Consider the following 24551-nt stretch of genomic DNA (forward strand, 5'->3'; position numbering starts at 1 on the left):
CGCAGTTCGCCGCCGGGCCGCCCGGACGGCGCGGCCGGGGATCAGGCCAGCCGCCGGGCGTACTGGAGGGTGGCGAGTGCGGCGAGCGTGGACTCCGCACCCTGGTTGGCGTTGCGCCCGTCCGCGGTGAGCCCGTCGTAGCCGCCGCCGGTGCCCGGATCGTAGAGGGCGACGCCGGTGTCGTTGTTCCCCATGAACCAGTCCACGGCCGAGGCCAGCCCGGCCTCCCAGCGCTCGCCGCCGGCGAGATCGAGGGCGCTCACGCACGCCTCGGCGAGCGTGGCCGCCTCGATCGGCTGCTGATCGAAGGCCGGCGGCCGTTCGCCGGGCCGGCGCCCGCCGACCGGCGTGCAGGACAGGTGCCCGCCGTGCGTCTCCTGCTCGAGCAGCCAACGCAGCAGCAGCAGCCCGTCGGCCAGCGCGGCCGGACGTCCGAGGTACCGCCCGGCGGCGATCATGGTGGCCGGGATGAGCGCGTTGGCGTACGTCAGCTGAGGCTCGGGCCACGGCCATTGCGGGTCGTCGCCGGCGCGGCCGACCGTCGTCGCCGCGTCGTTGAGCAGCCAGCGCGCGCCCGCATGGTCCGGCCGCTCCGACAGGACCTCGGCCGCGCCGAGTGCGGCGTACGCCATCGACCGGGGCCAGCGCGACCGGCACCGCGCGGCCCGTTCGAAACACGCCAGGGCGCGCCGCCGGACATCGCCCATCGGGCTGCGCACCGCGGCGGTGCCGGCCGCCCATGCCGCGCGGCCCCACCAGTCGCCGGAGGCGGGCTCGTCGAGCCAGGTCCGGTCGTACCCGAGACGGTTGTGGAACATCCCGTCGCCGCGCTGCGCCCGCTCGATGAACGCGAGGTACCGCTCCGCCTGCTGCAGCAGCGCCCCCGACGGCTCCGGCTCGCGGCAGATCACCACGAGGCCGCGCGCCACGTCGTCGACGCAGTAGCCGTGCTCCAGGCGGGGCACGGCGTGGTCGGCGTGCTCGAACAACCCGATGTCGTCGCTGAGGCGGAGCAGATGGTCGTACGAGGGCGGCGGATACCGCCAGGTCACAGCGACACCCGCGTCCGGCTCAGCAGCGTCGCCGCCAGCGCGCGGTAGGCCTCGGCGACAATGGTCCAGCGGCTGCCCGCCGACAGCAGCGTCGCCTTGTCGTACATGCCGCTGACGAGGTCGGGCTCGGTGAGCACCCGCTTGAGGGCGGCGCCGATCGCGGGCCCGTCCCGGTGCGGCACGAGCAGGCCGGCGCCGCCGCCGAGCAGCTCCTGCGCGTGCGGAAAGGCGGTGGCGATGACGGGCTTGTGCGCGGCCAGCGCCTCGACCAGCACGCCCGAGGTCGCCTGGTCGGTCGAGTCGTACGGCAGCAGCACGACGTCGGCGCGCCCGATCAGCCGGTCGAGCCGGGTCTGGTCGAGGTAGCCCCGCTCGAACGAGACGATGCCGCCGACGCCGAGCCCCCGGATCCGGGAGTACAGCATGAGCCGGTACGCCTCGCCCTGCTCGGCCAGAACCCTGGGATGCGTCTGGCCGGCGATGACGTACCGCGGCCGCGGCGCGAGATGCCGCACCAGGCGCAGGCCGGCGATCGCCCATTCGATGCCCTTGCCGGGCCCGAGCAGCCCCCAGGTCAGGATCACCGGCTCGCCCGACGGGTTGAGCAGCCGCAGCGGCGGCCGTTCGGGCGCACCGTGCGGGATGACGGTGACCTTCTCCGGGGCCACGTCGTATTCCTCGACGAGCCGCGCGCGGGCCGCCTCGCTCATCGTGACGGCGGCGCCCGCCAGCGCGACGACCTGTTCGAGCACCTCCTTCTGGTGCGCGCTCGGCCGGGCCAGCACGGTGTGCAGCACCACGATCACGGGGGCGCGGAGCCGGCGCAGCAGGGGCAGCAGGTGCTCGCCGTCGGCGCCGCCGAAGATGCCGTACTCGTGCTGCACGATCACGACGTCGTGACGATCCAGCACGGCGGCCGGCGCCGCGCCGTCGGCGTCGCCGGGCATCAGGTGCCCGATGACCTCCGGGCGGTCCACGCTCGGTGCGGACTCCACGACACGCACGACACCCGCCGGGCCGGCGCCGCCGGCCGGCGAGGTCAGCGCTCGAAACAGCGAGGCTGTGAATGTCGCCAGCCCGCACTGCGTCGGCGGATACGTGCTCAGAAATCCGTAGGAGATCGTCACCGGTTGCGGCTTTGTGCCAGGCCGTCTGCGTGCACGGTGCATGCGATGAAGCTTGTTGACATGACCCACCTCTCAATGGCGGGTGCAGCGCCGGGTGGCAAGCGCAGAAAGGCTGATACGGCGCTGGTCATGCGGTGCGAACACCAGTGTGACGACGTTTCGCCGCCGCCAACCCGGGGCGTCGATCGAAACGGGTCAACCCAGCCACGCTAGCACGCGCGCCTCCGAGTCCGCGGCGCTCGACGTCGGCGAACGCAACGTTGCGTAGCGGGCCGACAGCACCGAGCGATCGTCCGATCGCCCTAGCGCCGCCACCCCCGCTCGGCCGCGGCATGCCACCACTTCGGCGGGGACGGCCCCACGATCTTCGAGCTCGGCTGGTCGGGATGTAGCCCGACGCGGCGCAGCCCTTCGGCGTCGACCTTGATCCCGAAGTACCCGTGCCATTTCCCGGTCTCGTCGGGCCCGCACATGAGGTCGATGACGACCTCGTCCTCGCCGAACGGCATCCAGTCGATGCCCCGGTCGCGCAGTCAGCCGCGCAGCGCCGCCTGGGGCCTCGCACAGCCCGGGAGGTTCTCGTAACCCAGGACCCGCACCCAGTCGATGCTCTTGTAGGTCGCCCAATCCATGACACTCATTGTGCCAGGCCATCGCACCCGATGGGGCCCGACCCTCATCGTCCGCGGCTAACTCGCGACCATCGGGAGATCGGCGTGGACGAGCCGGTAGACGGCCGTCCGGTCGGGGCCGGTGAGCAGCGCCGGGTCCTCCTCGGGCAGCAGCGCGCTCGTCATGACCGCGCGGATCACCTCGTCGATGGCGTCGGCCGACTCGGCGAGCGTCACGACCGTCATGCCGTTGTCGCGGGCCCGCAGGCGCAGCGCCCGGACGACGCCCGGGATGTCGCGGGTCGCCGGCCACAGCCGGCGCGTCGCGGCGAGCTGCTCGGCCTCGGCCCACTCCGCAGAACGCGGGCCGTCGAAGGCGATGACCTGCATGTAGCGCGGCGGTGCGGTACCACGGCCGGAAAGCTCCTCGACCAACTCGAAGCGGTCCGGGCCGTCCTGCGGCCAGCCCGCGAACATGATGCCGGCGCCGGTGCCGAGCGGGCGGCCGACGAGCGCGCCGAGGGGGTCGCCGGCGGCGGAGACGGCGGCCCGGGCGTTGTCGACCCACCCGGTGTGCACGGGGTGGGCGTCGGGGATGGTGTGCGTCGAGATATGCATACCGAAAGGCTGCCGTCGCCGGCCCGTCCGGACATCGGTACCGCCACTGAGCCCCGTCACTGAAACCGCCCGCCATACTGACCGGGTGTCGTTGACGGATGCCGGATTCGTCGGCCGGGGCCGTGAGCTCGCCGTCCTGGCCGGCCGGCTCGCCGCGGGCGACGGCGGCGGGGTCGTGCTCGTGGAGGGGCCCGCCGGCGTCGGCAAGACCATGCTGGTCGACCGGGCGGTACGCCAGGCCGGCGTCGCGGCCGTGCGCGGCTACTGCCCTGCCGAGCCCGCCCCGCCGCTGTGGCCGTGGCGGGCGGCGCTGCGCCGGGCGGGCCTGCGGCTCGCGCCCGAGTCCGAGGTCGAGCCGGGCGCGGCGGCCTCGGCCCGGTTCGCGGCCCTGGCCCGGATGAGCGACGCGCTGCTGGACGGCGACCCGGCCGTGATCGTGCTCGAGGACCTGCACTGGGCCGACGCCGCCTCCCTCGACCTGCTGCGGCAGGTGGCGCAGGGCGCGGCCTGCGGCGGCCTCACGGTCATCGGCACCGTCCGCTCGCCGGCGCCGGAGGAGGCGGCGCTGCGGCTGGCCGGGCTGGGCCGCTACGGCGCGGTGACGATCCCGCTCGCGCCGTTCACCGTCGACGAGGTCGCCGAGCTCGTCGCCCCGGCCGTCGCGGCCGAGGTGTACACGCGCACCGGGGGCCTTCCGCTGCTGGTGTCCGCCGTCCGCGCCGGGCACGACTCCAGCGACCTGCCCGCCGTGGTACGCGCGCTGCTCGCCGCGCTGACCCCGGCCCAGCTCGCCGTGGTCGAGGCCGCCGCGGTGCTCGGCGAGGAGGTCGACGAGGCACTGCTCGCCGCCACACTCGCCGGCGACGTGGCGGACGCCCTCACCGCGGCGTGGCACGCCGGGCTGCTGGCGGTCGCCGGGGACGGCAGCGGGTACCGCTTCACGCATGCTCTGGTCCGCGACGGGATCGTGGCGCGGCTGGAGCCGGCCGCGCGCCGGCGGCTTGCCCGGGACGCGGCCCTCGCGCTCGAGGCGGGCGGCGGCGAACCGGCGGCCCGGATCGCGGCGCTGTGGCGGCAGGCCGGGCCCGCCCCCGACGCCCGCCGGGCCGCGGCCACGTGGTCGCGCGCGGCGGCGGCGCAGGCCCGGGCCGCACACGCCTACGACGACGCCGTCGGCCACCTCGCCGACGTGCTCGCCGACCTGTCCGCCGCGAACGCCTCCGAGGCCGCGCGGGCCGAGCTGCTGATCGAGCTCGGGCGGGCCGAGTACCTGGCCGGCCGCTACGACCGGTGCCTGGCGCGCTGCGCCGCCGCCGCGGACCTCGCGGACGGGGCCGGCCGGGGCGACCTCGTCGCGGCGAGCGCCCTGGTGCTGCACGGCGTGACGTACCCGCAGGCCGGCGGCGTGGTCACCCGCCTGTGCCAGCGCGCCCTGGCCTACGCCGACCTCGGCGACGGCCTGCACGCCCGGGTCCTGGCGCAGCTGGCGGTCATGGCGGCCGACGGCGGGCGCGTCGCACAGGCCGAGGGCTGGGCCCAGGTGGCGCTGTCCCTCGCGACCGGCAGCGGCGACCCGCACGCGGAGCTCGACGCGGCCCGCGCCCGCGAGCTGACCCTCGTCGACGCCCGCGACATGCCCGAGCGCCTGCGCCTCGGCGACATCGTGGCCGACCGGGCCGACGCGCTGGGCCAGCCGCTGACCGCGCTCATCGGCCACGAGTGGCGGATGCAGACCGGCTACCTCATGAACCGCCCCGACGTCGTCGAGTCGGCGGCCGCGGCCATCGAGGAGCTGGCGACCCGCGCCCCGCTGCCGGTGCTGCAGTGGCACCGCCACCGGATGCTGGCCAGCCGCGCCGCGTTCAGCGGGCGCTTCGACGAGGCCGCCGAGCACAGCCACCGCGCCATGGCGATCGCGCGTGCCTCCGGCGACCACACCGCAGCCGGCATGCATTTTGCCCATGCGGTACACGTTGCAGTCCTGCGAGGCGATCCGAGCGCCCTGCCCGAGGGCCTCGAGGCGGCCTACGCCGCCGCCCCGCCGGCCCCGCTCGTGGACGTCGTGCGCGCCAACGCCCTGGTGCTGGCCGGTTCCCTGTCGGAGGCCCGCGAACTGTACGACCGGCTGCGCGCCCGGATGCCGCTCCCAGCCGACCACCCGGCATGGGTCGCCATCCTGATCCAGCTCGTCCCCCTGATCGAACAGTTCGCCGACGCGCCGGCCGCCGAGATCGCCTACCGCCAGCTGCTGCCGTTCCGGTCGTACACCGGCGCCCTGGGAACGGCCACGGCTTTCTTCCACGGCACGGTCAGCCGCCACCTCGGCCAGTTCGCCGCGGTCGCCGGCAACACCACGACAGCCGTCGAACTGCTCCGCGAGGCCCTGGACCGCAACCGTGCCATGGGCGCCCGCCCCGAGACGGCTCAGACCAGCCTGCTGCTGGCCCGCCTGCTGCGCTCCCGGGGCGATCTCGCGGAGGCGGCAACCCTCGCCCAGGACGCCTTGACCATCGCCACCCGCCTGGACATGCCCGGCACCGTGACCGCCGCCGGCACCTTGTCCGCCGGCATCGCCGCCGAACGCCACGACGCCGACCCGCTCACCACCCGCGAACGCGAGATCGCGGCATTGCTGGTGCAGGCGCTGACCAACCGCCAGATCGCTGCACGCCTGGTCCTGTCCGAGCGCACCATCGAGTCACACGTCCGCAGCATCCTGGCCAAAACCCAGTGCGCCAACCGCACCGAGTTCGTGGCCCGCTGGCAGCGCCCCTAGCGCAGTTGTCAGCGCGATCCGTTCGCATTGACGTACTCGGCTCCGAGGACCTGCAGCAGGGCCAGTGCCTCGGCGTCCGGGGATCCCGGCGGCGCGCTGTAGAGCACGAGGTGCTGGTCGCGGTCGGCGAGCATCAGCGAGTCACAGTCGACGGTGACCTCCCCGACGACCGGGTGCCGGAACGTCTTCGTGAGCATCGGCGCGGCCTGCACGTCGTGGCGCTGCCAGAGCCGGGCGAACTCGGGGCTGCCGTCGCGCAGCTCGCCGACGAGTGCCGTCACCGCGGGATCGGACGGGTACCGGGCGAGCGTGGACCGCAGCTCCATGACGACGTACTGCCGGAACTGCGCGGCGTCGGAGACCCCGTACAGCGGCGTACCGGCGCGCGCCGCCCCGAGGAATGCCCGGCGCGCGAGGTTGCGCTCCTGCGCGTCGAGCCCGGCAAAGTCCTCCATGAGCGCGGCCGCGAGGTCGTTCCACGCGAGCACCTCGAACGCGGCGGACATCACGAACGCGGCCGTCTGCGGCAGCCGTTCGAGGAGCGCGAGGATGCTCGGGCGGACGTCGCGCCGGTGCAGCCCGGTACGACTCGGCGCAGTGCCCGCGAGCACGTGGAGGTGATCGGACTCGGCATCCGTGAGCCGCAGCGCGCCGGCGATCCCGGCGAGCACCTCGCCCGACGGTCGCGGTGCCCTGCCCTGCTCGAGCCGGACGTAGTACTCCGTGGAGATGTGCGCGAGGACCGCCACCTCCTCGCGGCGAAGCCCGGGTGTCCGGCGTCGCGAGCCCGAGGGGAGGCCGACATCCTCCGGCCGGAGCCGCTCGCGACGGCTCCGGAGAAACGCCCCGAGCTCCTGCTTGTCCATACCGTTTCCCCTCATGATGCTTTGGTAAGCATGCGAGTGGATGTCCCGCCTTGCGGTGGGACGGTCCCGGTCTGACCCGCCGAGGCAGTGCCGGGTTGACGCTTCACGGCCACCAGCCCACCGAGGCAGGTCTTACGGTCGGCTCCACGTCCGTTTTGCGACTCCCGGCCACTCCGGGCGTCGGTGGCCTCATGCGCGAGCGCGGCGAGGTTGCGTGCGGCGTTGAGGTCCCGGTCCAGGACCAGGCCGCAGGTGGTGCAGGTGTAAGTGCGCTCGGACAGGGGCAGTTTGGCTTTCACCGCGCCGCAGCCCGAGCAGGTCTTCGAGGACGGGTACCAGCGGTCGGCGACGACCAGCCGGCCGCCGGTCCACTCGCTCTTGTATTGCAGTTGCCGGCGCAGCTGCGCGAAGCCGGCGTCGGCGATGTGCCGGGCCAGCCTGCGGTTGCGGAGCATCCCGGCAACGTTGAGGTCTTCCGTCACCACCGTGGCGTACTCACGGGTGAGGCGGGTGGTCAGCTTGTGCAGCCCATCGCGGCGCAGGTTCGCGACCCGGGAGTGTGCACGGCCGAGCGCAGCCTGTGCCCGGCCCCACCGATTCGACGCACGGCGGTCGGCGCGCCGGTCCGGGCCGGCCCGGCGGGACAGCCGGCGGGCGAGGCGACGCATCCGGCGGGCGGCGCCGTCGAGGTGGCGCGGGTTGGGCACCAATGCGCCGGTGGACAACACGGCCAGATGCCTGATACCGACGTCGACGCCGACGGTGCTGTTGGGTCGTGCCGGGGTCCGCACGGCGCGCTCGACCTCCACGCAGAACGCGACGTGCCAGCGCCCGCCATCGCGGCGCACGGTGGCCGACAGAATCCTGGCGGTGCCCGCTTCGAGGCGGCGTGCGAGCTTACGGGCGGACTCGTGCAACTTCAACCGGCCGAGGCGGGGCAACACGACGTGCTTGCGGTCCGGTTCGACGCGGAGAGTTCCGGTGGTGAACCGCACCGACGGGGTACTGCGGCGCCGGGACTTGAACCGGGGGAACCCGACCGGCCGTCCGGCCCGCCTTCCCGATCGGGAGTCGGTCCAGTTCTTCAGGCCGCGGGCGAGGGCGTCCAGGCCGGTGTTGTACGCCTCCTTGGAGCACTGCGCCCACCACGGCGCGACCTCGTGCTTGGCCGTGTTCCACGCCTTACGGAGCGCCGGCAGTGACCATCCGAACGCCGGGGTCACATCAGCGTCGGCGATGCCATAGGTGCGCTCCGCGGCCCGCTGGTCCATGACCGCCTTCACCCGCGCCAACGCCCAGTTGTACGCCACCCGCGCCGCGCCGGCGTGGCAAAGCACTGCCCGCTGCTGGGTGGGCGTCAGGTCCAGAGCGAACCGGTACGCCTGGGTCACCTGCACGCCGAGCCCGCTCCGGCGGTGACGACTTCCACGGCACGGCGTGCCCGGTTCACGGCGGTCCGCCGGCCGTACAGGCGGGCACATAGCGAGGTGAGGATCTCGGTCACGTCCGGCACCAGATCGTCGTCCACCCCGGCCGGATCAACGACCAGCAACCGACGGCCCTGCGCTGCCAGCGCAGCCTCGACGTATTCGGCACCGAACCGTGCGAACCGGTCCCGGTGCTCGACCACGATCGTCGACACGGCCGGGTCGCGCAGCAGCGCGAGGAACTTCGTACGCCGTCCGTCCACGGCGGATCCGACCTCGGTCACCACCCGGTCGACAGCGAGGCCGTGCTCGGTGGCCCATGCGGTTACTCGTGCGACCTGCCGGTCCAGATCCGATCGTTGATCGGCCGAAGACACTCGCGCATACACGGCGATCGTGTCGGCGACAGGAGCGGCGGTCGCGGCCGGGTCGACCAGGATCAGCCTGCCAACCCGTCGTGCGGGCACTGGCAGCTTGCCCTCCCGGAACCAGCGGTACGCGGTGACGTGGTGAACGCCCTCACGCTCCGCCCACTCCTTCAAGTTCACTCATGCATCATAGTGCATCATCAAGCACTAGCCGATGACAGCCCCAAGTCTGCACACCGCACGGCGGTGGATCCTGGTACCGCCTGTGCCTGCATCCGGCTCGGAATCCGCCCGACACTTCGGTCATGAGCAACGACATTGACATCGCACCCATCGGCCTGCTCACCGGCAAGGTCGTGTTCATCACCGGCGCCAGCCGCGGCATCGGGGCGGCCGCGGCCCGGCTCTTCGCACGCGAGGGTGCCGCCGTAGTGCTCGCCGCCCGCAGTACCGACGCCCTCCAGCAGATCGTCACCGAGATCCGCGCCGACGGCGGCGCTGCGGACGCCGTCACGCTGGATCTCGCGGACCGCGCGAGCATCCGCGCCGCCGTCGACCGCGTCGAGGAGCTGCACGGACGCCTCGACGGCGCGTTCAACAACGCCGCGGCGATCCAGCAGCCCGGCCCGCTCGACACGACGAGCGACGAGGACGTCGAGCAGCAGTTCGAGGTGAACTTCCGGGCGCACTGGACCGCGATGACGGCCGAGGCCGCGCTCATGCGCCGGTCCGGCGGCGGTTCCATCGTCAACACCTCGAGCATCGGCAGCCGCCGCGCGAACCCGGAGCTCCCCGCGTACGGCGCGATGAAGCGCGCACTCAACAGCATCACCGAGACCGCCGCCGTGACCTGGGGCCGGCAGGGAATCCGCGTGAACGGCATCACCCCGGGCGGCACCGCGACGGAGATGATCGACATGTGGGAGGCGGCGTCCCCGGGCGTCGTCGAGCGCATCAACGCCAGCATCCCGCTCGGCCGCATGGCCGAGCCTCGCGAGGTCGCCGAGGTGGCCGCGTGGCTACTCAGCGATCGCGCCTCGATGGTGACCGGCGCCATCGTTCCAGTGGACGGCGGCGCCGGCGCCTGACCGGGACAGCCCGGACAAGCCGTCGTCGAGCGGCCTGCCGAGACCAACGACGGCAGCAACGATCCCGGCGGCAGCGCCTGTTGCTCGCCAACGCTTTGCTGCTGTCCGCGGCGCCATCCTCGTCCCACACCGCGTCGAGACCAGCCGCTACGCAGGATGAGATCGGCTCGATGTCGAATGCCGCACGTCTTGCCGCCGACTGCAGACCGCCCACCGGCTGGGCTCGGGGCACGCGCGGCCGGCAGGGTTCAGGGCAGGATCGGGCGGTCGGGGCTCAGCGCGGGATCGGCCGGTCAGGCCGGCGCGGATGGGCGCGGCAAGCTCGGAGCGGCCCGGGCTCGGCGCGGCCCACGACGGGCGGGCTCGGCGCGGCCCACGGCGAATGCCGGGGCCGCGCCAACGATGGTGCCTCAGCGCCGGTCGGCGGCCTCGCCCTTGGCCTGCGCGGCGTCGCTGTCCTCGGCCAGCTCGTCGTCCAGGTCGAGGAAGGCGTGCTCGTCGAGGCGGTCGACGACGCGGTCGCCGCCGGACAGGGAGAAGGGGCCGGTGCCGTCGGTGTCCTCGTACGTCTCCGGGTCCAGCGGGGTCTCGACCTCGGCGACGATGACGACGCCGTCCAGGGACTCGAGCTCGGGGATGTCCAGGGCGCCGAGCGAGCCGTCGCCGGCCTGCATCAGCTCCAGGATGGCCTCGCCGACGGTCTCGACGGAGGTGCTCTCGCTGTCGCCGGGGTTGTTGCGGCGGGCGGCCTCGGCCAGGCGCAGCAGGGCGGCGACGCTGGGGACGCGGTAGTCGCGGCGCTGGCGGACCGAGACGACCTGCGGGTGCGGGTCCTCGGCCTCGGTGCCGTCGACGCCGCCGATGCCGACGCCGAGCTGGCGGTCGGCCTCCTCGGGGTCGATCGCCTCGACGTCCCACGGCGTGACCTCGCCGAACTCGTCGAGCAGCAGCTCGTCGTAGCTATTGGAGGCGTTGTTGAGCTCCACGTAGGCGCGCCACACCTCGTCGTCGTCGGCGCGCCCGTTGGCGGCCTTGACCGCGGCAAGGTGCTCGCGGGCCGCCGCGATCACGCGCTCGAGCGCGGCGTCAAGCTCCGCGTGCCGGTCGGTCATGATGGGACTCCCCCTGAGATCGATTGAAGCGCTGTGTTGGTCAGGACTGCTGCAGGAACCTGTCGAGAACTCGCACGCCGAACTGTAGTCCCTCCACGGGAACGCGCTCGTCAATGCCATGGAACAACGCGCCGAAGTTCAGGTCGGCGGGAAGGCGCACCGGCGAGAACCCGAAGCAGCGGATGCCCAGCCGCGTGAACTGCTTGGCGTCGGTGCCGCCGCTGAGCATGTAGGGCACCGGAACGGCGCCCGGGTCCTCGGCCCGCAGCGCCGCCGACATCGCCTCGACCAGCGCCCCGTCGAACGTGGTCTCCAGGGCGGGCTGGCGGTGGACGTACTCCAGCTCGATGTCCGGCCCGACGATGCCGCGCAGCTCCTCCTCGAAGATCTCCGACTGCCCGGGCAGGGTGCGGCAGTCGATGGTCGCGGAGGCGCGCCCGGGGATGACATTGTCCTTGTACCCGGCGGCGAGCCGCGTCGGGTTGGCGGTGTTGCGCAGCGTCGCCCCGATGATCATCGCGATCGGCCCGATCTTGCCGACGGCCGCCTCGGGGTCGTCGAGGTCGAGCTCGATGCCGAGGATCTGCGACACCTGCTGCAGGAAGTCGCGCACGGTCGGGGTGAGCACGACCGGGAACCGGTGCCGCCCGACCCGCGCGACCGCCTCGGCGAGCGCGGTGACGGCGTTGTCGTCGTTGATCATCGAGCCGTGCCCGGGCCGGCCCTTGGCGTGCAGCCGCAGCCAGTCGATGCCCTTCTGCGCGGTCTCGATCAGGTAGAGGCGCTGGTCGCCGCCGATGCTCACGGAGAAGCCGCCGACCTCGCCGATCGCCTCGGTCACGCCGTCGAAGTGGGCGCGGTGCTGGTCCACCAGATACTGCGCGCCGTAGGTGCTGCCGGCCTCCTCGTCGGCGACGAAGGCGAGCACGACGTCACGCGGGGGCTTGCGGCCTTCGCGCTTCATCCGCCGTACCAAAGCCAGGACCATCGCGTCGAAGTCCTTCATGTCGACGGCGCCCCGGCCCCACAGGTAGCCGTCCTTGAGCTCGCCGGCGAACGGGTGCACCGACCACTCGGAGGCGTCGGCGGGCACCACGTCGAGGTGGCCGTGGATCAGCAGCGCGTCGCGCGACGGGTCCTCCCCCTCGAACCGCGCCACGACGCTGGCCCGCCCCGGCGCGCTCTCGAGAATCTCGGGCTGGAAGCCGACCTCGGCGAGCTTCTCGGCCACGTATTCGGCGGCGACCCGCTCCCCGGCGCTCGTGTCGAGATCGCCGGTGTTGGTGGTGTCGATGCGCAGCAGATCGCGGCAGATGTCGATGACCTCGTCGGTGGCTTCCATGGTGAAGTCATATCAGGCGGCAGTGACAGTTTTCCGGGTGGTCCGGCGGCGACTACACTGCGTTGCCACCGGACCACCCTGAGATTCACCAGCCGAAGCCCGCGGCGTAGCTGATCGAGGCGAGCACCGCCTGCCCCGAGGCGTTGGGATGGAAGTAGTCCCAGGTGGAGACCTGCGACAACGCGAACTGGTAGGAGAACACGGCCCCGCCGTCGTACTTGCAGTTCACCCCGTACGCGGCGCACGCGGCGGCGAGCTGCCCGTTGAAGTCGACGACGCGCTGGCGCACCCGGTCACGCCGCGCGGCGTCGGCCGCGGCCGTCGACGCCGGGTTGGCCAGCATCGACTGGCAGATGCCGAACAACGACCACACGGTCCGCGCCGACGAGCTCGCGCTCCCGACCTGCCAGAGCCGCTTGATGTCCGGGATGCTGACGAGCAGGATCTTGGCGTCCGGCAGCCCGGACTTCAGCGTGCCGAGCGCGGTGTCCAGCGACGCCCGGAAGGCGGTGACGGTGGTCATCGCGGACTCCGACGAGGTACACGCGTCATTGGCGCCGATGAGGATCGTCACATAGGCCGCGGCCTGGCTCACCGCGGTCGCGGCCTGCCCCGGCATGTCGGCGACCTTGGCGCCGGACTTCGCGTCGTTGTAGCTGTGGCCGTTGATCGCCGGGTTGACGGCACGGATGCGCAGGTAGTGGCTGTTGACGCCGCTGTCGCCGCCGGTGCTGAACGACCGGCTGGTGCAGTCGGCGAACCATCCGCAGGCGTTGAAGCCGCGGGAGATCGAGTCGCCCATCGAGGCGATGGAGCCGGGCGGCGGGGTGGCGGCCGCGGCGCTCGGGGTGGCGGACCCCAGGATGGCGATGGAGATCAGGGCGGCGAGGGCGGCGGACCCCCGCCAGGTCACGGACATGGCGGCCCCTTCCATTGATGAAGCTTTATGGAATGGTACCGACGGGTAACCTGCCGTTTCAAGAATCCGGCCCTCGGGTAACCGCCGCGGCATGAGTGAGGCCCACCTGCCGCCGCTGCCGCCCGTCCCCGGCGTCGCCGACGAGGACTACGAGCCCGCCGGCCCCGACATGATCGAGCTGCTCGAGGCCGACCACGCGGCCCTGCGCCGGCTGTGCGCCCGCGCGGCCACCGAGCCGGCCGCGTCCGACGTCCTGGTGGCGACGCTGGCCCGGCACCTGTCGGCCGAGGAGCAATATCTTTATCCGGCGATTCATTCGGTACACCCGGAAGGCCCCGCAATCGCCGAACGCGAGCTCGCCGCCGACGCGCAGCTGCTCGTGGCCCTGCGCCGCCTGCACACCGGCGCCGATGCGGCCGCCCTGCGCCAGGTCACCGAGCACGTGCGCGAGCACACCCGCCGCACCACGGACGAGGTCTTTCCCGCCCTGCGCGAGCACTGCACCGGCGGCGACCTCGTCCGCCTCGGCAACCGCGTCGAGATCGCCCGCTCGGCGGCCCCGACCCGCCCGCACCCAGGCACCCCGTCGACCCCGCCGCTGAACAAGGTCGTCGACCCCGCCTTGGGCGTCGTGGACAAGGTGATGGACGTCCTGACCAGGCGTACCACATGGGAGGAAGACCTCTGAGCGCCCGAAGTTTATCGATCAGGCAGCGGAGGTAATACCCCGGCATGTATACAGTCCTGTGGATTCTCGCGGTGATCATCGGTATCGCCGGCGTCGTCGCCTTGCTGCGCCGCCAGATCCTGTGGGGAGTGATCCTCATCATCATCGCGCTGCTGGTCGGCCCCGGCGGCGTCAGCATCTTCAACCCCTAGACCAGGGTCGGCCGGCACCCCCTCCGGCCACCCTCGGCACGCGGCCCCCGGCGCCCTCGCACCGGGGGCCGCCGCGTGCCCGACCCCCCGATTCGTCAAGATCGCCCTGGACCGTGTAATGTGTCGCAGGGCCGTTCGAGCGGGGCGAAAGCACCGCGTACAATGGTTCAGCCGGTCGAAGTGGCGGAATGGCAGACGCGCTAGCTTGAGGTGCTAGTGCCCGTATAGGGCGTGGGGGTTCAAGTCCCCCCTTCGACACAAAAACCCAGCACACATGCTGTCCCTGAGGACCGCGTGTTCGAGCGCAATCGAGCACGCGGTCGCGGCGTCTCTGCCGCACATTCGTGACATTTCGACCGCGGTCCGGTGGTCGCGATGACAACCAGCCCGGTCCCGGCCGTCATCCCGTCCGCCCAGCCACACCCACGTTCCTCGATCGCGGCCGCCGCCGCGCGGCTGCGGGGGCCGCTGCCACTCGCCGAACTGACGCAACGCCCGGCGGGGAGCCTGCGGTTCGGGCTCGCCAGTATCGACACGAACGGGCGGGTCGTGGACTCCGCGCTGATCCGGACACTCGGCTGGACGACTGCCACCCGGCTACGGATCCAGACGTGTGTCGACCTGATCGTGGTCCTCGCCGACCGGCACGGGGTCTTCCGGCTCGGTCCGCCCGGCTACCTGCGGCTGCCCGCGACGGCTCGGCACTGGTGCGGGCTCCGGGCGGGCGACCGGCTGCTGCTGGCCGCCGACCCGGCCAACAGCCTCCTGGTCGTACACCCGCCCGCGGTGCTCGAGGAAATGGTCGCCGGGCTGCACGCCGCTCGGTTCCGGGAGGGCGCCGCATGACCGCCTCGACGACATCGGGCCGGGATGCCGAGCTGGAAGCCGCTCGGCTGCTGCTGGCGAAGCTGGGCGTGTCGCCGGCCGAACTGCTGCAGCCCTCGGCCGCCCGACCGGCGACGCCGACCTTTCGCGAGTACCTGCCGGTGGTGCGCGGCGCCGTCGGGCCGGGGACGGCGCGGGCGTACAGCAGTTACTGGAACCGCATCGAACAGCAGTGGGGCGACCGGCGCCTCGACGACGTGAAACCGTCCGACATCGGCGGCCTCGTGGAGCAGGTCAAGGCCAACCGGGTGGTGCGGCGCAACGGCCGATCCGGCCGCGGCACGGCGGAGAACCTGATCGCCGCACTCCGGTGCGTCTACAACCACGCGGTCGCCGACGGACACCTCAGCAAGGACGATAACCCGGCGCTCAAGGTCGCCAAGCCACGGCGGCTGCCCAGCACCCGTGGCGCGCTCGCCGACGCCAAGCTCGCCGAACTCAACGCGGCCGCCGCCACTAGCGGCAACGACCCGGAACTCGACGCGCTCCTGCTACGCCTGCACACCGAAACGGCGTGCCGGCGCGGCGGTGCCCTCGCCCTGCGGCCAGTCGACCTGGACGAGGAACAGTGCCTGATCCGGCTGCACGAGAAGGGTGAAACGGTCCGCTGGCAGCCGGTCTCCCCCACGCTGATGCAGTACCTGCTCCAGCACGCCAGGGAGCGCGGCGCGCGGCCCAGCGATCAGCTGCTGCGGTACCGCAACGGCACGTCGGTCACCCGCCGCCGCTACGACCACCTGTTCGACCGGCTCGGCCGGCTACTGCCGTGGGTGGCAACGCAGCAGGTCAGCATCCACTGGCTGCGACACACCACGCTGACCTGGGTGGAGCGGAACTTCGGCTACGCCATCGCGCAGGCGTACGCCGGGCACACCGACGGCAGCGGCGAGGCCGGGACCACCGCCCGGTACGTGCGGGCCAAGCTCAGTGAAGTCGCCGCCGCGCTGGCGATGCTGACAGGGGAGCCTCACCCGATGCAGTAAACGAAGCGGTGTGGTGGCGGCTCACGGCGAGCGGCCACCACCCCCGGGCCACGGCACCGTCTGGCACCCCGTGACACGTTCCGACCAGGCTGCGTCCGCAGCAGCATGGAGTCGCGAACCGCGCTGCCGGTACGAGGAGTGACATTTGACGATGAAGGTGTTCGAAACTGCCGCTGGGCAGAGGCGGGCACTGCTAGCGCTGCCGATGCCGGCGGTGCCCGTGCTCGGCCGGGCAGACGTCGGCTATTGGTCGATCACGACGCTCGACGGTTCGGGGCGCTTGGCGGACCGGTCACCGGTCCGGGTACTGGGCTGGACCGCCGGCCAGCGACTGAGCGCGTCGATACACGCCGCCGTCGGATGCGTCTCGCCTGCCGACAACGGCCGGCTCGCCGTGGCCGCCCACGGCCACGTCCGGCTCCCTGCGGCGATGCGGCACACACTCGGCCTGGCGTGCGGTGACCGCGTGCTGGTCGTCGGACGGCTCGAGCAGAATGTGCTGATCGTGTACCCACTGCGGATCGTTGCCAGCCTGCTGGCAGCGTTCGAGGCGTCCGCCGGCGTCAACCTGCAGCCATGAGCGACGGCAGTGCCGGGCCGGGCGCGATCGATCTAGAGACGGTCCGCATCCTGCTGGCGCGCTTGGGCATCTCGGCCCAGGATCTGGTGAACGGCGCGGCGCCGCGAGTCGTCCCGACCTTCGACGAGTACATCGACCAGGTCGCGGATGCTGTGCCGCCCGGCACCCGCCGCGCATACCTCACGTACTGGCGACGAGTCCGGGAACGCTGGGGCGATCGCCGCCTCGACGAGCCCACCGCATCAGAGATCAAGCAACTCGCCGAATCCACCCGAGCCACTGCCGTCGTCCGGAGCAACTCCCGCGGAGGCCGAAGCGCCGGCGAACACATGATCGCCGCACTGCGGTGCATCTACCACCACGCAGTCGCCGACGGACTTCTGCCTGAGTCGGCGAACCCCGCCATCCGCGTACCCAAGCCCCGGCGCCTGGCCAGCACACGGCACGCCCTCACCGACGAGCAACTGTCCCAGGTCTTTGCGATCGTGTCGACCACGGGGAACGATCCCGAACTCGACATGCTGCTGCTGCGCCTGCATACCGAAACCGCATGCCGCCGCGGCGGCGCCCTGGCCCTGCGCCCCATGGATCTCGACGGCGAGCAATGCCTCGTCCGGCTACGCGAAAAGGGCGAGACCGTCCGCTGGCAGCCGGTCTCCCCCACGCTCATGCAACACCTCGTCGCGCACCACCAGCAGCGCGGCGGCGACGATCCGCGCGAGCAGCTCCTGCGATATCGAAGCGGTCGGCCGATCACCAGCAGACGCTACGACTACATCTGGGAACGCGTCGGCCGACACCTCGCCTGGGTCGCCACGCAGCAGATCAGCACGCACTGGCTTCGACACACGACCCTGACCTGGGTCGAACGCAACCTCGGCTACGCCACGGCTCGAGCCTTCGCCGGCCACACTGGACGCAACGACGCCGGCTCGACCGCCACATACGTCCGCGCCGACCTTCACGATGTCGCCGCCGCGACCGCCGCCCTCACCGGTGAACCGCACCCACTCGCGAAAAAGTAATGGGGTGAATCGGGGCCAGTCGCCAACCAGCGCTCAACTCGCGCGAGGGCCGCGTCCTCCGTGCCGTACTCCCGCGAGCCAATCCCGGCCTCCGTCGACGCCCAAGATCGTGCGCTTCCCGCGATGACGGCTAAAGCAGTCAGCCTTTGCGATGCCACTCGTTAGAACCATTTAGGTTACGCAGTGCGGCAAATGTGGCCTCGGCGTGGCGTTCTGACGGCATCGGGATTGCAACTGTGCCGCCGTGGTTGGTCTGAGCATAGACCCACGCCATTCTATTGGCCGTCTTGTACCGGCCCCACCCATAAGCATAGTCGCGCCTCGCGCCGGGAATTCGGCCAACGACAACGTCTTCGACTTCGATAGAGGACGGTTCGCCCGCGAGCGCCGCGCTGTAATCCTTCGGCCACATGGGCAACGCAGAAGCGTCGAGGCGTGAGAGATCCTTGCCAGCCTCATCAATTGAATCAACCACAAGTGCGACGTCTGGCCGCTCCCTTTCCTTCGCCGATGGCACGCTGACGTCTACTGCTCTGTCCTTGAATCCGATAATCAGCCAGGGATGATGTTGGCCGCCGGCGGGTGCCAGATAGCCCCATCCGCTGAACAGTCCGGATTCATGCGTGGCGCATCTCTGAGGTTCGAAGAGCCCTGGTTTACCGGACACAGGTAGACCTTTGATTAGGCGATGTCTATGATCTGACGGACGGATTCCATCGATGATGTCCGTATCAGGATCAAGAGAGATCATGCGTCTCAGTTGCGGTTCGAGGTCACGCCACGGTCTCTCGGCCTCATGGGGTGACGAGATACGAGTTACCTGAACCCCGCCGGGCGTTTCGACGTAGACCCACCAGTCTACGAGACCGACAATGTCACCGCGTACAACTCCGGCGACATAGCGAGAGTCATCACTAATGAGACGTTTGTAGACACATAAAAGCCTTGCATCCGGCGTGTCCGTAATGATGGCGGTACGGAGGATTGCGTTCCGTTCATCCTGGTTCGAACTAAACATGCGTTTGAAGAGCCCCACGGTGGGCTTCCTCCCGGCTGGGCCAATCGACTATGGACCGTAGAAATCTACCGAGGACCGGCCCGAAGCCCATAGCGCGGAAGGTTCTACTCCCGCAACCGATGCAAGTTCGCCGCCGCAGTACGGGCACATTAAGAGTGGACTGTCTGCTTGGGGCACCGCCCGGCCGAGCCAGGCTGGACGACATCCGTCAGTCGCCGGCCCAGCGCTTGCGTACCACCGGTTCGCGCCGCAGCGGGCAGGGCCAGCTGGGGGTGAACGATGTCAGCCTTCCAGACGGTCCAGTCTCGCCGGGGCCGGTCGACGGTCGCCAGGCCGATGGCCCGTTCCATCAGCGCCAAGACCTGTTCCGCGGTCAGCGCACCTGCCGGTACCGTCGCTACCAGGCGCAGCAGCGCGGTGTAGAGCGGTTCGGCGTCGGTGTAGCGAGCGATGTCGGTACAGGCGAGTACCGCAGTTGGTCGGGTAAGGCAGGTACGCAGGGCCTCGATGAATGGTGGGGTCGCGCCCAACAGCAGCCGAGGACGACGCCATGCGCACGGATGGTCCCAAGGCGGCGCAGGTACGTGAGGGGCAGGCTGCCGAGTCGGGGGCCGCGGTCGTCAGTGTCGTAGGCGTGGCCCTCCAGGATGACCAGGTCCACAGGGTCGAGGGCGGCGCGGGCCAAGGAGTCGTGGTCGTTGCTGATGGTGAGGTTAATGGTGAGGTGCGGTACGGCGGCGCAGACGGTTCGCGTGGCGTCCAGTTCCCGGATGATGCGGGTGGAGCGGGCGTTACAGCTCAGGTGAGCGGTCCGGTTGGTCATCGCGTGCTCCTCCTGTTGGGCCCGATGGGGTTGTCGAGGAGGCTAGCGGCGTGCCGAACATAACTCGTCTTATGTGCGATGGGCATCGCCTGCCGCGCCGAACTGCAGGAACGGCGGGCAGTTGCGTCAACGTGGCGACTCAACCGAGTTGGTCCGGAACAGCGGATGTGACACGGTAGTTGACCTTTCCCTCGAACTCCTCGAACCCGAGGCGCCGGTAGAAGGCACGTGCGTCGGCGTTGTCCCGGTCGGTCATCCACTCCACCCGGCTGCATCCCGGCCGGGCCGCGGCGATCGCCTGCATTTCCCGCATGAGTCGCGTCCCGGTCCCCAGCCGCCGCTCGTCCGGCCGGACGTACAGCTCCTTGAGGAACAGTGAGTGCGTCGATCCGGCCGCCGGCCACAGGAAGGAGTACGCCGCCAAGCCCACCACCTCGCCATCGGCGACCGCAAGCAGGCAGTAGGCCAGCGGCGGCGTGCCGAACAGCGCGACCTCGACCTGTGCCAGCCGCTCCTCGAACGGCTGGATCGTGGTGGTGCCGTAGTACCGCTCGATCTCCTCGATCATCGCGGCGACGGTCTTGGCGTCACTCGGCTCGGCGTGGCGGACGACGAGGTGCTGCACGGTGCTTCTCCTTCAGGCCGGAAGCGTGGCTTGGACGTGCCGGATGAGGTAGGCAAGATCCTGACAGTAGACGGACGGGTTGCGGTATCCGCGTTCGGCGCTCAAACGGTGCGGCAGGTAGCCGCCACCGCAGACGGACACGAGCGGGCAGCGTTGGCAGTCCTCCGCCAATGCCGCCATGCCGGTCTGCCGTTGCCGGATCGCCGGATGCTGGGCCACCTCGTCGAAGGTGTGGCCGAAGACGTTGAGGCCGAGGCCGGCGGCACCCGGGGCGGCGGCTTTGAGCGTGTCGACGTTCTCGATCGCGCCGTCAGACTCGATGACGACGATGTCGGCCGGCGCGAGACCAAGGGACTCGACGGAGCCCTTCGCGCCGAGGCTGAGCGCCATGATGTCTTCGAGTATCCGCACCGAGTGCGTATAGGAGTCGGCGCCGATCCAGGCGTCGTAGACACGGCTCAGCCACCGGCCGTACTCCGGCTCGTCGGGATCGGTGCGCCGCGGCGGGGAGTTGTGCGTGGCGTGGGGCAGGTTGAAGTCGATGACCGGCGGTCCGAGCGCCGCGAGATAGTCGTGGACCTCGACCGGGTCGTTGTCGAGGTCGACCACGGCCAGGATGCCGGCGAACAGGTGCGGCCGGCTGCGGAGCAATTCGACTCCGCGGACCGCCGCGTCCGCAGTGGACCGGCCGCGGTGGCTGACACGATGGCGGTCGTTCGCCGCCGGCGGCCCATCGAGGCTCACGCCGACCTGGACACCGAACCGCTCGAAGAGGTCGAGCCACTCGTCGTCGATCAGCATGCCGTTGGTTTGCAGCTCGAAGCTGGCGAACGGCACCCGGTCGCGAAGGATCTGAAGGACGGCGCCAAGGTGGCGCGGCCCGGCGAGCAGCGGCTCACCGCCGTGCAGCACGACGTCGACGTGGTCGAGGCCGTGGGCGGTGGCGTGCTCGTCGATCCGTCGCGCGACGGCATGGGCTACGTCGGTGCTCGTCCGCACGGGCAGCCCGCGCCAGGACTGGTCTGCCCCGTGGAAGACGTAGCAGTAGTCGCAGTTGATGTTGCAGCGGTTGACCACCTTGAGGATGAAGGTCCGCAGTGGTGGCATGCCCGCGCTCCGCAGGTGCTCAGGGGTGCTCGGGAATCGACGCTGTGTGCGCGGCTCGAACGGCGTCGGGCTTGAGCTGCTCGGCCGTGATCCGGGCACGGATCCTCTGAATCACTGTGGCGAGTACGGGCTGCGCGGTTGACGTGGTTGGCTGCTGCATCACTGTCTCCTTCGCTGTCGTACGGTGACGATACCGAGACAGGCGAATTCACGCATGCCGATTTCCGTCGTCGGGCGCGGTCACTCCGAGGCGTTCGTAGAGCTCTCGAGCGGCGCTGCGGAGCTCGGCCGCCTGCTCCGGTCGCCCTCGCACGAATTCGTAGCGTGCGAGGCCGTCCAGAGCATGAGCCTCTTGCAGCGGCACGGCCAGTTCGCGGGCCAGGGACAGCGCGAGCTCGTGCCGGTCCTTGGCGGGTTCGAGTTCACCGGCTTCGAGGTGCAGCGCACCGATGTGGTTGTGCACTTCGAGTTGACCGGTCCGGTCGCCGAGTTCGGCGTACAACGCTGCGGCGCTGTCCAGCGCGCTCCTGGCGCCGATGAGGTTGCCGTTGAGACGACGTAGGACGCCCAGTTCGGCCGTGGCGGCGGCCAGCCCGCCCCGACTCTCCAGCTCGGCGTAGATGGCGATCGCCCTCTCCTGTGCTTCGATCGCCGCTGCCCGGTCCCCTCGGAGCCGGTGCAGCACGCCGAGATGCCGAATGGCGTTTGCCTCGCCGAACCGATCACCCAGTTCGGCGTACTTGGCCAGTGCCTCGTCGTGCGCTGCGGTCGCGCCGTCGAGGTCGCCCTGCAGGCGACGGGCGACGCCCAGCTCGTTGAGCGCGTACGCCTGGTGTGCCGGGTCGCCGATCTCCGTGTAGATGGTGAGGGCTTCGCGGGCGTGGCGTTCGGCGTCGGCGTGGTCGCCGGTAAGCGCTCGGACCAGGCCGAGGTCGCGCAGCGCGTTCGCCTCGCCGTAGCGGTCGCCGATCCGCCGGTAGGTTTCCAGCGCCTCGATCGACGCGTCGGCGGAGCTTGCGAGGTCCCCGGTCATCCGTCGCACCATGCCCAGGTCGGCGAGCGCGTTGGCTTGTCCCAGCAGATCACCGGTCGTTCGGCAGATCTCCAGCGCCTCGGTCTGGGCCTGCGCCGCCTGGTCGTACGCGGCGGTCAGGTAGTGCACGATGCCGAGCTGGTTGAGCACGAACGCCTGGCCGTCGAGGTTGCCGGTATCGCGGTAGACGCGCAACGACTCGTCGAGGGTCTCCGCGGCCGTGCGGTACCGGGACATGAGACGGTGGACCATGCCGAGGTTCGCCAACGCGTTGGCCTCCGCGTCGTGATCTCCGGTGCGGCGTGCTGCGGCGATCGCGGTGCGGTGCAGTTCGGCCGCCTGATCCCAGGGTCCGGCGTGGCGCAGGTACGGCGCCATCGCGGCGGCGAGGCCAACGACCAGGGTGTGCCGTTCCCGTCGGACGCACTCCTCGACGCAGGCCAGGACGTTGGCGCGTTCGGCGTCGAGCCAGGCCGAGGCCGCAGCCGGCGAGTCGAATCGGGTGGTCGAGGCGGTGACCCCTCGACCGATGTAGGTGTTCGCTGCGCCGATGGTCGTCAGGTAGTGATCCGTGAGGCGTTCGATCGACATCGTCCCGTCCTGCTCGTCGTCGTCCGCGAGGCTGCGTCCATAGTCCCTGACGAGGTCATGGAATCGGTAACGTCCGTGCTCGGTCTCATCCAGCAGGTGATCCTCGTGGAGGGCTTCCAGATCGAGTCGAGCCTGCGCCACGGGCACAGCACCGAGCGCAGCGGCGGCCTCGTCGTCGACATCGAGGCCGGGGAACCGGCTGAGCCGACGGAAGAACCGTTGCCCCGCGGGCGGCAAGTCCTGGTACGACAGGTCGAACGCGGCCGCGACGGCGCGCTCGCCGGCCCGCAGCTCCGCCAGACGGTGCTGCGCCGCGAGCAGTCGGTCCCTGAGGTGTTCGACGGTCCAGGAAGGATGGTGGCGCAGGCGCGCGGCCAGCAGGGAGACCGCCAGCGGCAGCGAACCGCATGCGCTGACGAGCGCGGCCACCGCCGAGGGGTCGAGTTGCCCACGACCGGCGAGCCGGGTGAGGAGGGAGGCGGCGTCCGCCGCCGCCAGTGCCCGCATCTGGAGGGTTGCGACCTCGGGCGCGGCGAGCCTGCGGCGACTGGTGACGAGCACGAGGCTGCCGGCAGTGCCGGGTAGGAGATGCTCGACCTGGGCATACGTAGCGGCGTTGTCGAGGATGAGCAGCATGCGCCGGTCGGCGACCCGAGTGCGCCACATCGCCGCGCGGGCCTCGGTCACCGCCCACAGGTCATCACCGCTGGGCACCTTCTGCGGCGCGACGCCATCGGCGAGCAAGAGGGATGCGAGGGCCTCGGCGGGCCGCACCGGCTCTCGGCCGGGTGTGTGCCCGTTGAGGTTGAGGAACAGCTGACCGTCCGGGAACTGCGGCGCCAGCAGGTGACCGACGTGAATGGCGAACGCGGTCTTCCCGACTCCGGGCATGCCGTCGATCGTGCGGACAGGCATGGTCGGCTCGGCGGTCACCACGTCGTTGAGGATTTGGTCGATCTCGTCCTGGCGGTTGGTGAAGCTGGCGATGTCACGCGGCAGGGTACGCAGGACCGCCGCCGAGCCGACCGACGGTGCAGGGACATCCGGCGGCACGGAGTGCCGGTCGGTGGAAACGGCGGGCAGCACCCCGGCGAGTACCACGGCGACGACGGCGAGCAGCGCGAACGACGGCCATGGGTACCGCTGCACCAATGACAGCCACCCGGGCCACTGCTGCTGCTGCGAGGCGGCGTTGGTGACCAGGCCGACCATCAAGGTCACAGCGGCGACACCAGCAGCAACCAGTGCCGCCATGGTTACCCGGCGCAACTTCACGATCAGCACCGTAGTGCACATCGACAAGGAGCACTATGAGCACGTTGTCAGATGAATTCGGAGCTGCGCGGCGATGCCCACCTAAATTAGGTCGGAGGCTGCGCGGAGTCGCCTTCGCCTCCGATGCGCTCGCGGCGATGGGCTGCCAGGACCCGCTTCACGTCGTCGGGATTGCACGAGCGCCAGCCGCCGGGGGACTCCCGGAAGCGAATGTAGAACCGCGAGCCCTCGAGCGAGATGCCGTGGTTGAGCCAGTAGACGATGGAGCCTCGCGACATGCCGAACAGGATGGCGACTTCGCCAGGCCGGAGCCACTCGCCAGCCTCCAGCCGTTGCTCAAGTTCAGCGGGGGTCGCTGTCGCCCGGGGCATCGATCTCGCTTTCGTCGCTGTACGAGCATCGTAGCCGGGCCTGCGCGTGT

At 71.0% G+C, this 24551-nt stretch carries 23 protein-coding genes and 1 tRNA gene; 9 read left to right on the top strand and 15 right to left on the bottom strand.

What is annotated here, in order from left to right; translation table 11 throughout:
• Window positions 1-41 precede the first annotated feature (41 nt).
• The 4 genes from ABD901_RS24950 to ABD901_RS24965 all read right to left on the bottom strand — a co-directional run bounded on the left by ABD901_RS24950 (window position 42) and on the right by ABD901_RS24965 (window position 3408).
• Entirely contained in the window at window positions 42-1052 is a 1011-nt protein-coding gene (locus ABD901_RS24950) for a glycosyltransferase (protein ID WP_345129557.1), read from the bottom strand.
• Window positions 1049-2179 carry a glycosyltransferase gene (locus ABD901_RS24955; protein WP_345129559.1) on the bottom strand — a complete coding sequence of 377 codons (1131 nt, stop codon included), beginning with the start codon at window positions 2177-2179 and terminating at the stop codon, window positions 1049-1051. Before ABD901_RS24955 ends, ABD901_RS24950 begins: the two co-directional genes overlap by 4 nt.
• Window positions 2180-2481: 302 nt before the next feature.
• A complete protein-coding gene (locus ABD901_RS24960) occupies window positions 2482-2688 on the bottom strand; it encodes a hypothetical protein (protein WP_345129561.1) in 207 nt (68 codons plus the stop codon).
• A gap of 180 nt (window positions 2689-2868) precedes the next feature.
• A complete protein-coding gene (locus ABD901_RS24965; protein ID WP_345129563.1) occupies window positions 2869-3408 on the bottom strand; it encodes a hypothetical protein in 540 nt (179 codons plus the stop codon).
• 85 nt (window positions 3409-3493) lie between these two features.
• On the opposite strand from ABD901_RS24965, the gene ABD901_RS24970 reads away from it, so the two are divergent.
• Window positions 3494-6184, top strand: coding sequence for an AAA family ATPase (locus tag ABD901_RS24970; protein ID WP_345129565.1), 2691 nt, complete (start codon window positions 3494-3496; stop codon window positions 6182-6184).
• An 8-nt stretch (window positions 6185-6192) separates the two neighbouring features.
• On the opposite strand, the gene ABD901_RS24975 is transcribed toward ABD901_RS24970, so the two are convergent.
• Genes ABD901_RS24975 through ABD901_RS24985 form a run of 3 tightly spaced genes read right to left on the bottom strand, consistent with a single transcriptional unit; the run spans window position 6193 to window position 9025 of the window.
• Window positions 6193-7065 carry a helix-turn-helix transcriptional regulator gene (locus ABD901_RS24975; RefSeq protein ID WP_345129567.1) on the bottom strand — a complete coding sequence of 291 codons (873 nt, stop codon included), beginning with the start codon at window positions 7063-7065 and terminating at the stop codon, window positions 6193-6195.
• Complete coding sequence (tnpB, locus tag ABD901_RS24980; RefSeq protein WP_345129569.1) at window positions 7062-8447, bottom strand: IS607 family element RNA-guided endonuclease TnpB; 1386 nt, start codon at window positions 8445-8447, stop codon at window positions 7062-7064. Before tnpB ends, ABD901_RS24975 begins: the two co-directional genes overlap by 4 nt.
• Window positions 8438-9025 (bottom strand): IS607 family transposase, encoded by a 588-nt coding sequence (locus tag ABD901_RS24985; protein WP_345129571.1) that lies wholly within the window; start codon window positions 9023-9025, stop codon window positions 8438-8440. The genes tnpB and ABD901_RS24985 overlap by 10 nt, the downstream gene beginning before the upstream one ends.
• A 125-nt stretch (window positions 9026-9150) precedes the next feature.
• Between ABD901_RS24985 and ABD901_RS24990 the strand changes: the two genes are divergently transcribed.
• Window positions 9151-9933, top strand: coding sequence for an SDR family NAD(P)-dependent oxidoreductase (locus ABD901_RS24990; protein WP_345129573.1), 783 nt, complete (start codon window positions 9151-9153; stop codon window positions 9931-9933).
• A 410-nt stretch (window positions 9934-10343) separates the two neighbouring features.
• Here ABD901_RS24990 and ABD901_RS24995 read toward each other — a convergent pair whose 3' ends face one another.
• From ABD901_RS24995 to ABD901_RS25005, 3 genes are all read right to left on the bottom strand, one after another.
• Window positions 10344-11045 (bottom strand): hypothetical protein, encoded by a 702-nt coding sequence (locus ABD901_RS24995; RefSeq protein WP_345129575.1) that lies wholly within the window; start codon window positions 11043-11045, stop codon window positions 10344-10346.
• Window positions 11046-11085: 40 nt separating this feature from the next.
• Window positions 11086-12387, bottom strand: coding sequence for a M20/M25/M40 family metallo-hydrolase (locus ABD901_RS25000; protein ID WP_345129577.1), 1302 nt, complete (start codon window positions 12385-12387; stop codon window positions 11086-11088).
• Between the two features lie 85 nt (window positions 12388-12472).
• On the bottom strand, window positions 12473-13306 hold the full coding sequence (locus ABD901_RS25005) for an SGNH/GDSL hydrolase family protein (RefSeq protein WP_345129579.1): 834 nt from the start codon (window positions 13304-13306) through the stop codon (window positions 12473-12475).
• Window positions 13307-13397: 91 nt separating this feature from the next.
• On the opposite strand from ABD901_RS25005, the gene ABD901_RS25010 reads away from it, so the two are divergent.
• The 7 genes from ABD901_RS25010 to ABD901_RS25040 all read left to right on the top strand — a co-directional run bounded on the left by ABD901_RS25010 (window position 13398) and on the right by ABD901_RS25040 (window position 17658).
• Window positions 13398-13994 (top strand): hemerythrin domain-containing protein, encoded by a 597-nt coding sequence (locus tag ABD901_RS25010; protein ID WP_345129581.1) that lies wholly within the window; start codon window positions 13398-13400, stop codon window positions 13992-13994.
• Between the two features lie 44 nt (window positions 13995-14038).
• Window positions 14039-14185 carry a GPGG-motif small membrane protein gene (locus tag ABD901_RS25015; RefSeq protein ID WP_345129583.1) on the top strand — a complete coding sequence of 49 codons (147 nt, stop codon included), beginning with the start codon at window positions 14039-14041 and terminating at the stop codon, window positions 14183-14185.
• Between the two features lie 174 nt (window positions 14186-14359).
• A tRNA-Leu gene (locus tag ABD901_RS25020) sits at window positions 14360-14443 on the top strand.
• 117 nt (window positions 14444-14560) lie between these two features.
• On the top strand, window positions 14561-15031 hold the full coding sequence (locus tag ABD901_RS25025; protein WP_345129585.1) for a hypothetical protein: 471 nt from the start codon (window positions 14561-14563) through the stop codon (window positions 15029-15031).
• The gene (locus ABD901_RS25030) at window positions 15028-16053 is read left to right on the top strand and encodes a tyrosine-type recombinase/integrase (RefSeq protein WP_345129587.1); all 1026 of its coding nucleotides are present in this window, start codon (window positions 15028-15030) and stop codon (window positions 16051-16053) included. The genes ABD901_RS25025 and ABD901_RS25030 overlap by 4 nt, the downstream gene beginning before the upstream one ends.
• Before the next feature lie 145 nt (window positions 16054-16198).
• Entirely contained in the window at window positions 16199-16633 is a 435-nt protein-coding gene (locus ABD901_RS25035; RefSeq protein ID WP_345129589.1) for a hypothetical protein, read from the top strand.
• Window positions 16630-17658, top strand: coding sequence for a tyrosine-type recombinase/integrase (locus ABD901_RS25040; protein WP_345129591.1), 1029 nt, complete (start codon window positions 16630-16632; stop codon window positions 17656-17658). The genes ABD901_RS25035 and ABD901_RS25040 overlap by 4 nt, the downstream gene beginning before the upstream one ends.
• Window positions 17659-17797: 139 nt before the next feature.
• On the opposite strand, the gene ABD901_RS25045 is transcribed toward ABD901_RS25040, so the two are convergent.
• From ABD901_RS25045 to ABD901_RS25065, 5 genes are all read right to left on the bottom strand, one after another.
• Window positions 17798-18694, bottom strand: a complete 897-nt coding sequence (locus tag ABD901_RS25045) for a hypothetical protein (protein WP_345129593.1) — start codon at window positions 18692-18694, stop codon at window positions 17798-17800.
• A 944-nt stretch (window positions 18695-19638) separates the two neighbouring features.
• The gene (locus tag ABD901_RS25050) at window positions 19639-20124 is read right to left on the bottom strand and encodes a GNAT family N-acetyltransferase (protein ID WP_345129596.1); all 486 of its coding nucleotides are present in this window, start codon (window positions 20122-20124) and stop codon (window positions 19639-19641) included.
• Between the two features lie 12 nt (window positions 20125-20136).
• On the bottom strand, window positions 20137-21231 hold the full coding sequence (locus ABD901_RS25055; protein WP_345129598.1) for an FxsB family cyclophane-forming radical SAM/SPASM peptide maturase: 1095 nt from the start codon (window positions 21229-21231) through the stop codon (window positions 20137-20139).
• Window positions 21232-21439: 208 nt separating this feature from the next.
• Window positions 21440-24130 (bottom strand): cyclophane-containing RiPP biosynthesis TPR protein HaaT, encoded by a 2691-nt coding sequence (gene haaT / locus ABD901_RS25060; protein WP_345129600.1) that lies wholly within the window; start codon window positions 24128-24130, stop codon window positions 21440-21442.
• A gap of 86 nt (window positions 24131-24216) precedes the next feature.
• The gene (locus ABD901_RS25065) at window positions 24217-24408 is read right to left on the bottom strand and encodes a hypothetical protein (RefSeq protein ID WP_345129602.1); all 192 of its coding nucleotides are present in this window, start codon (window positions 24406-24408) and stop codon (window positions 24217-24219) included.
• Window positions 24409-24551: the final 143 nt, after the last annotated feature.

Origin of the sequence: Dactylosporangium darangshiense (assembly GCF_039537565.1) — a bacterium.
Classification (GTDB): Bacteria; Actinomycetota; Actinomycetes; order Mycobacteriales; family Micromonosporaceae; genus Dactylosporangium; species Dactylosporangium darangshiense.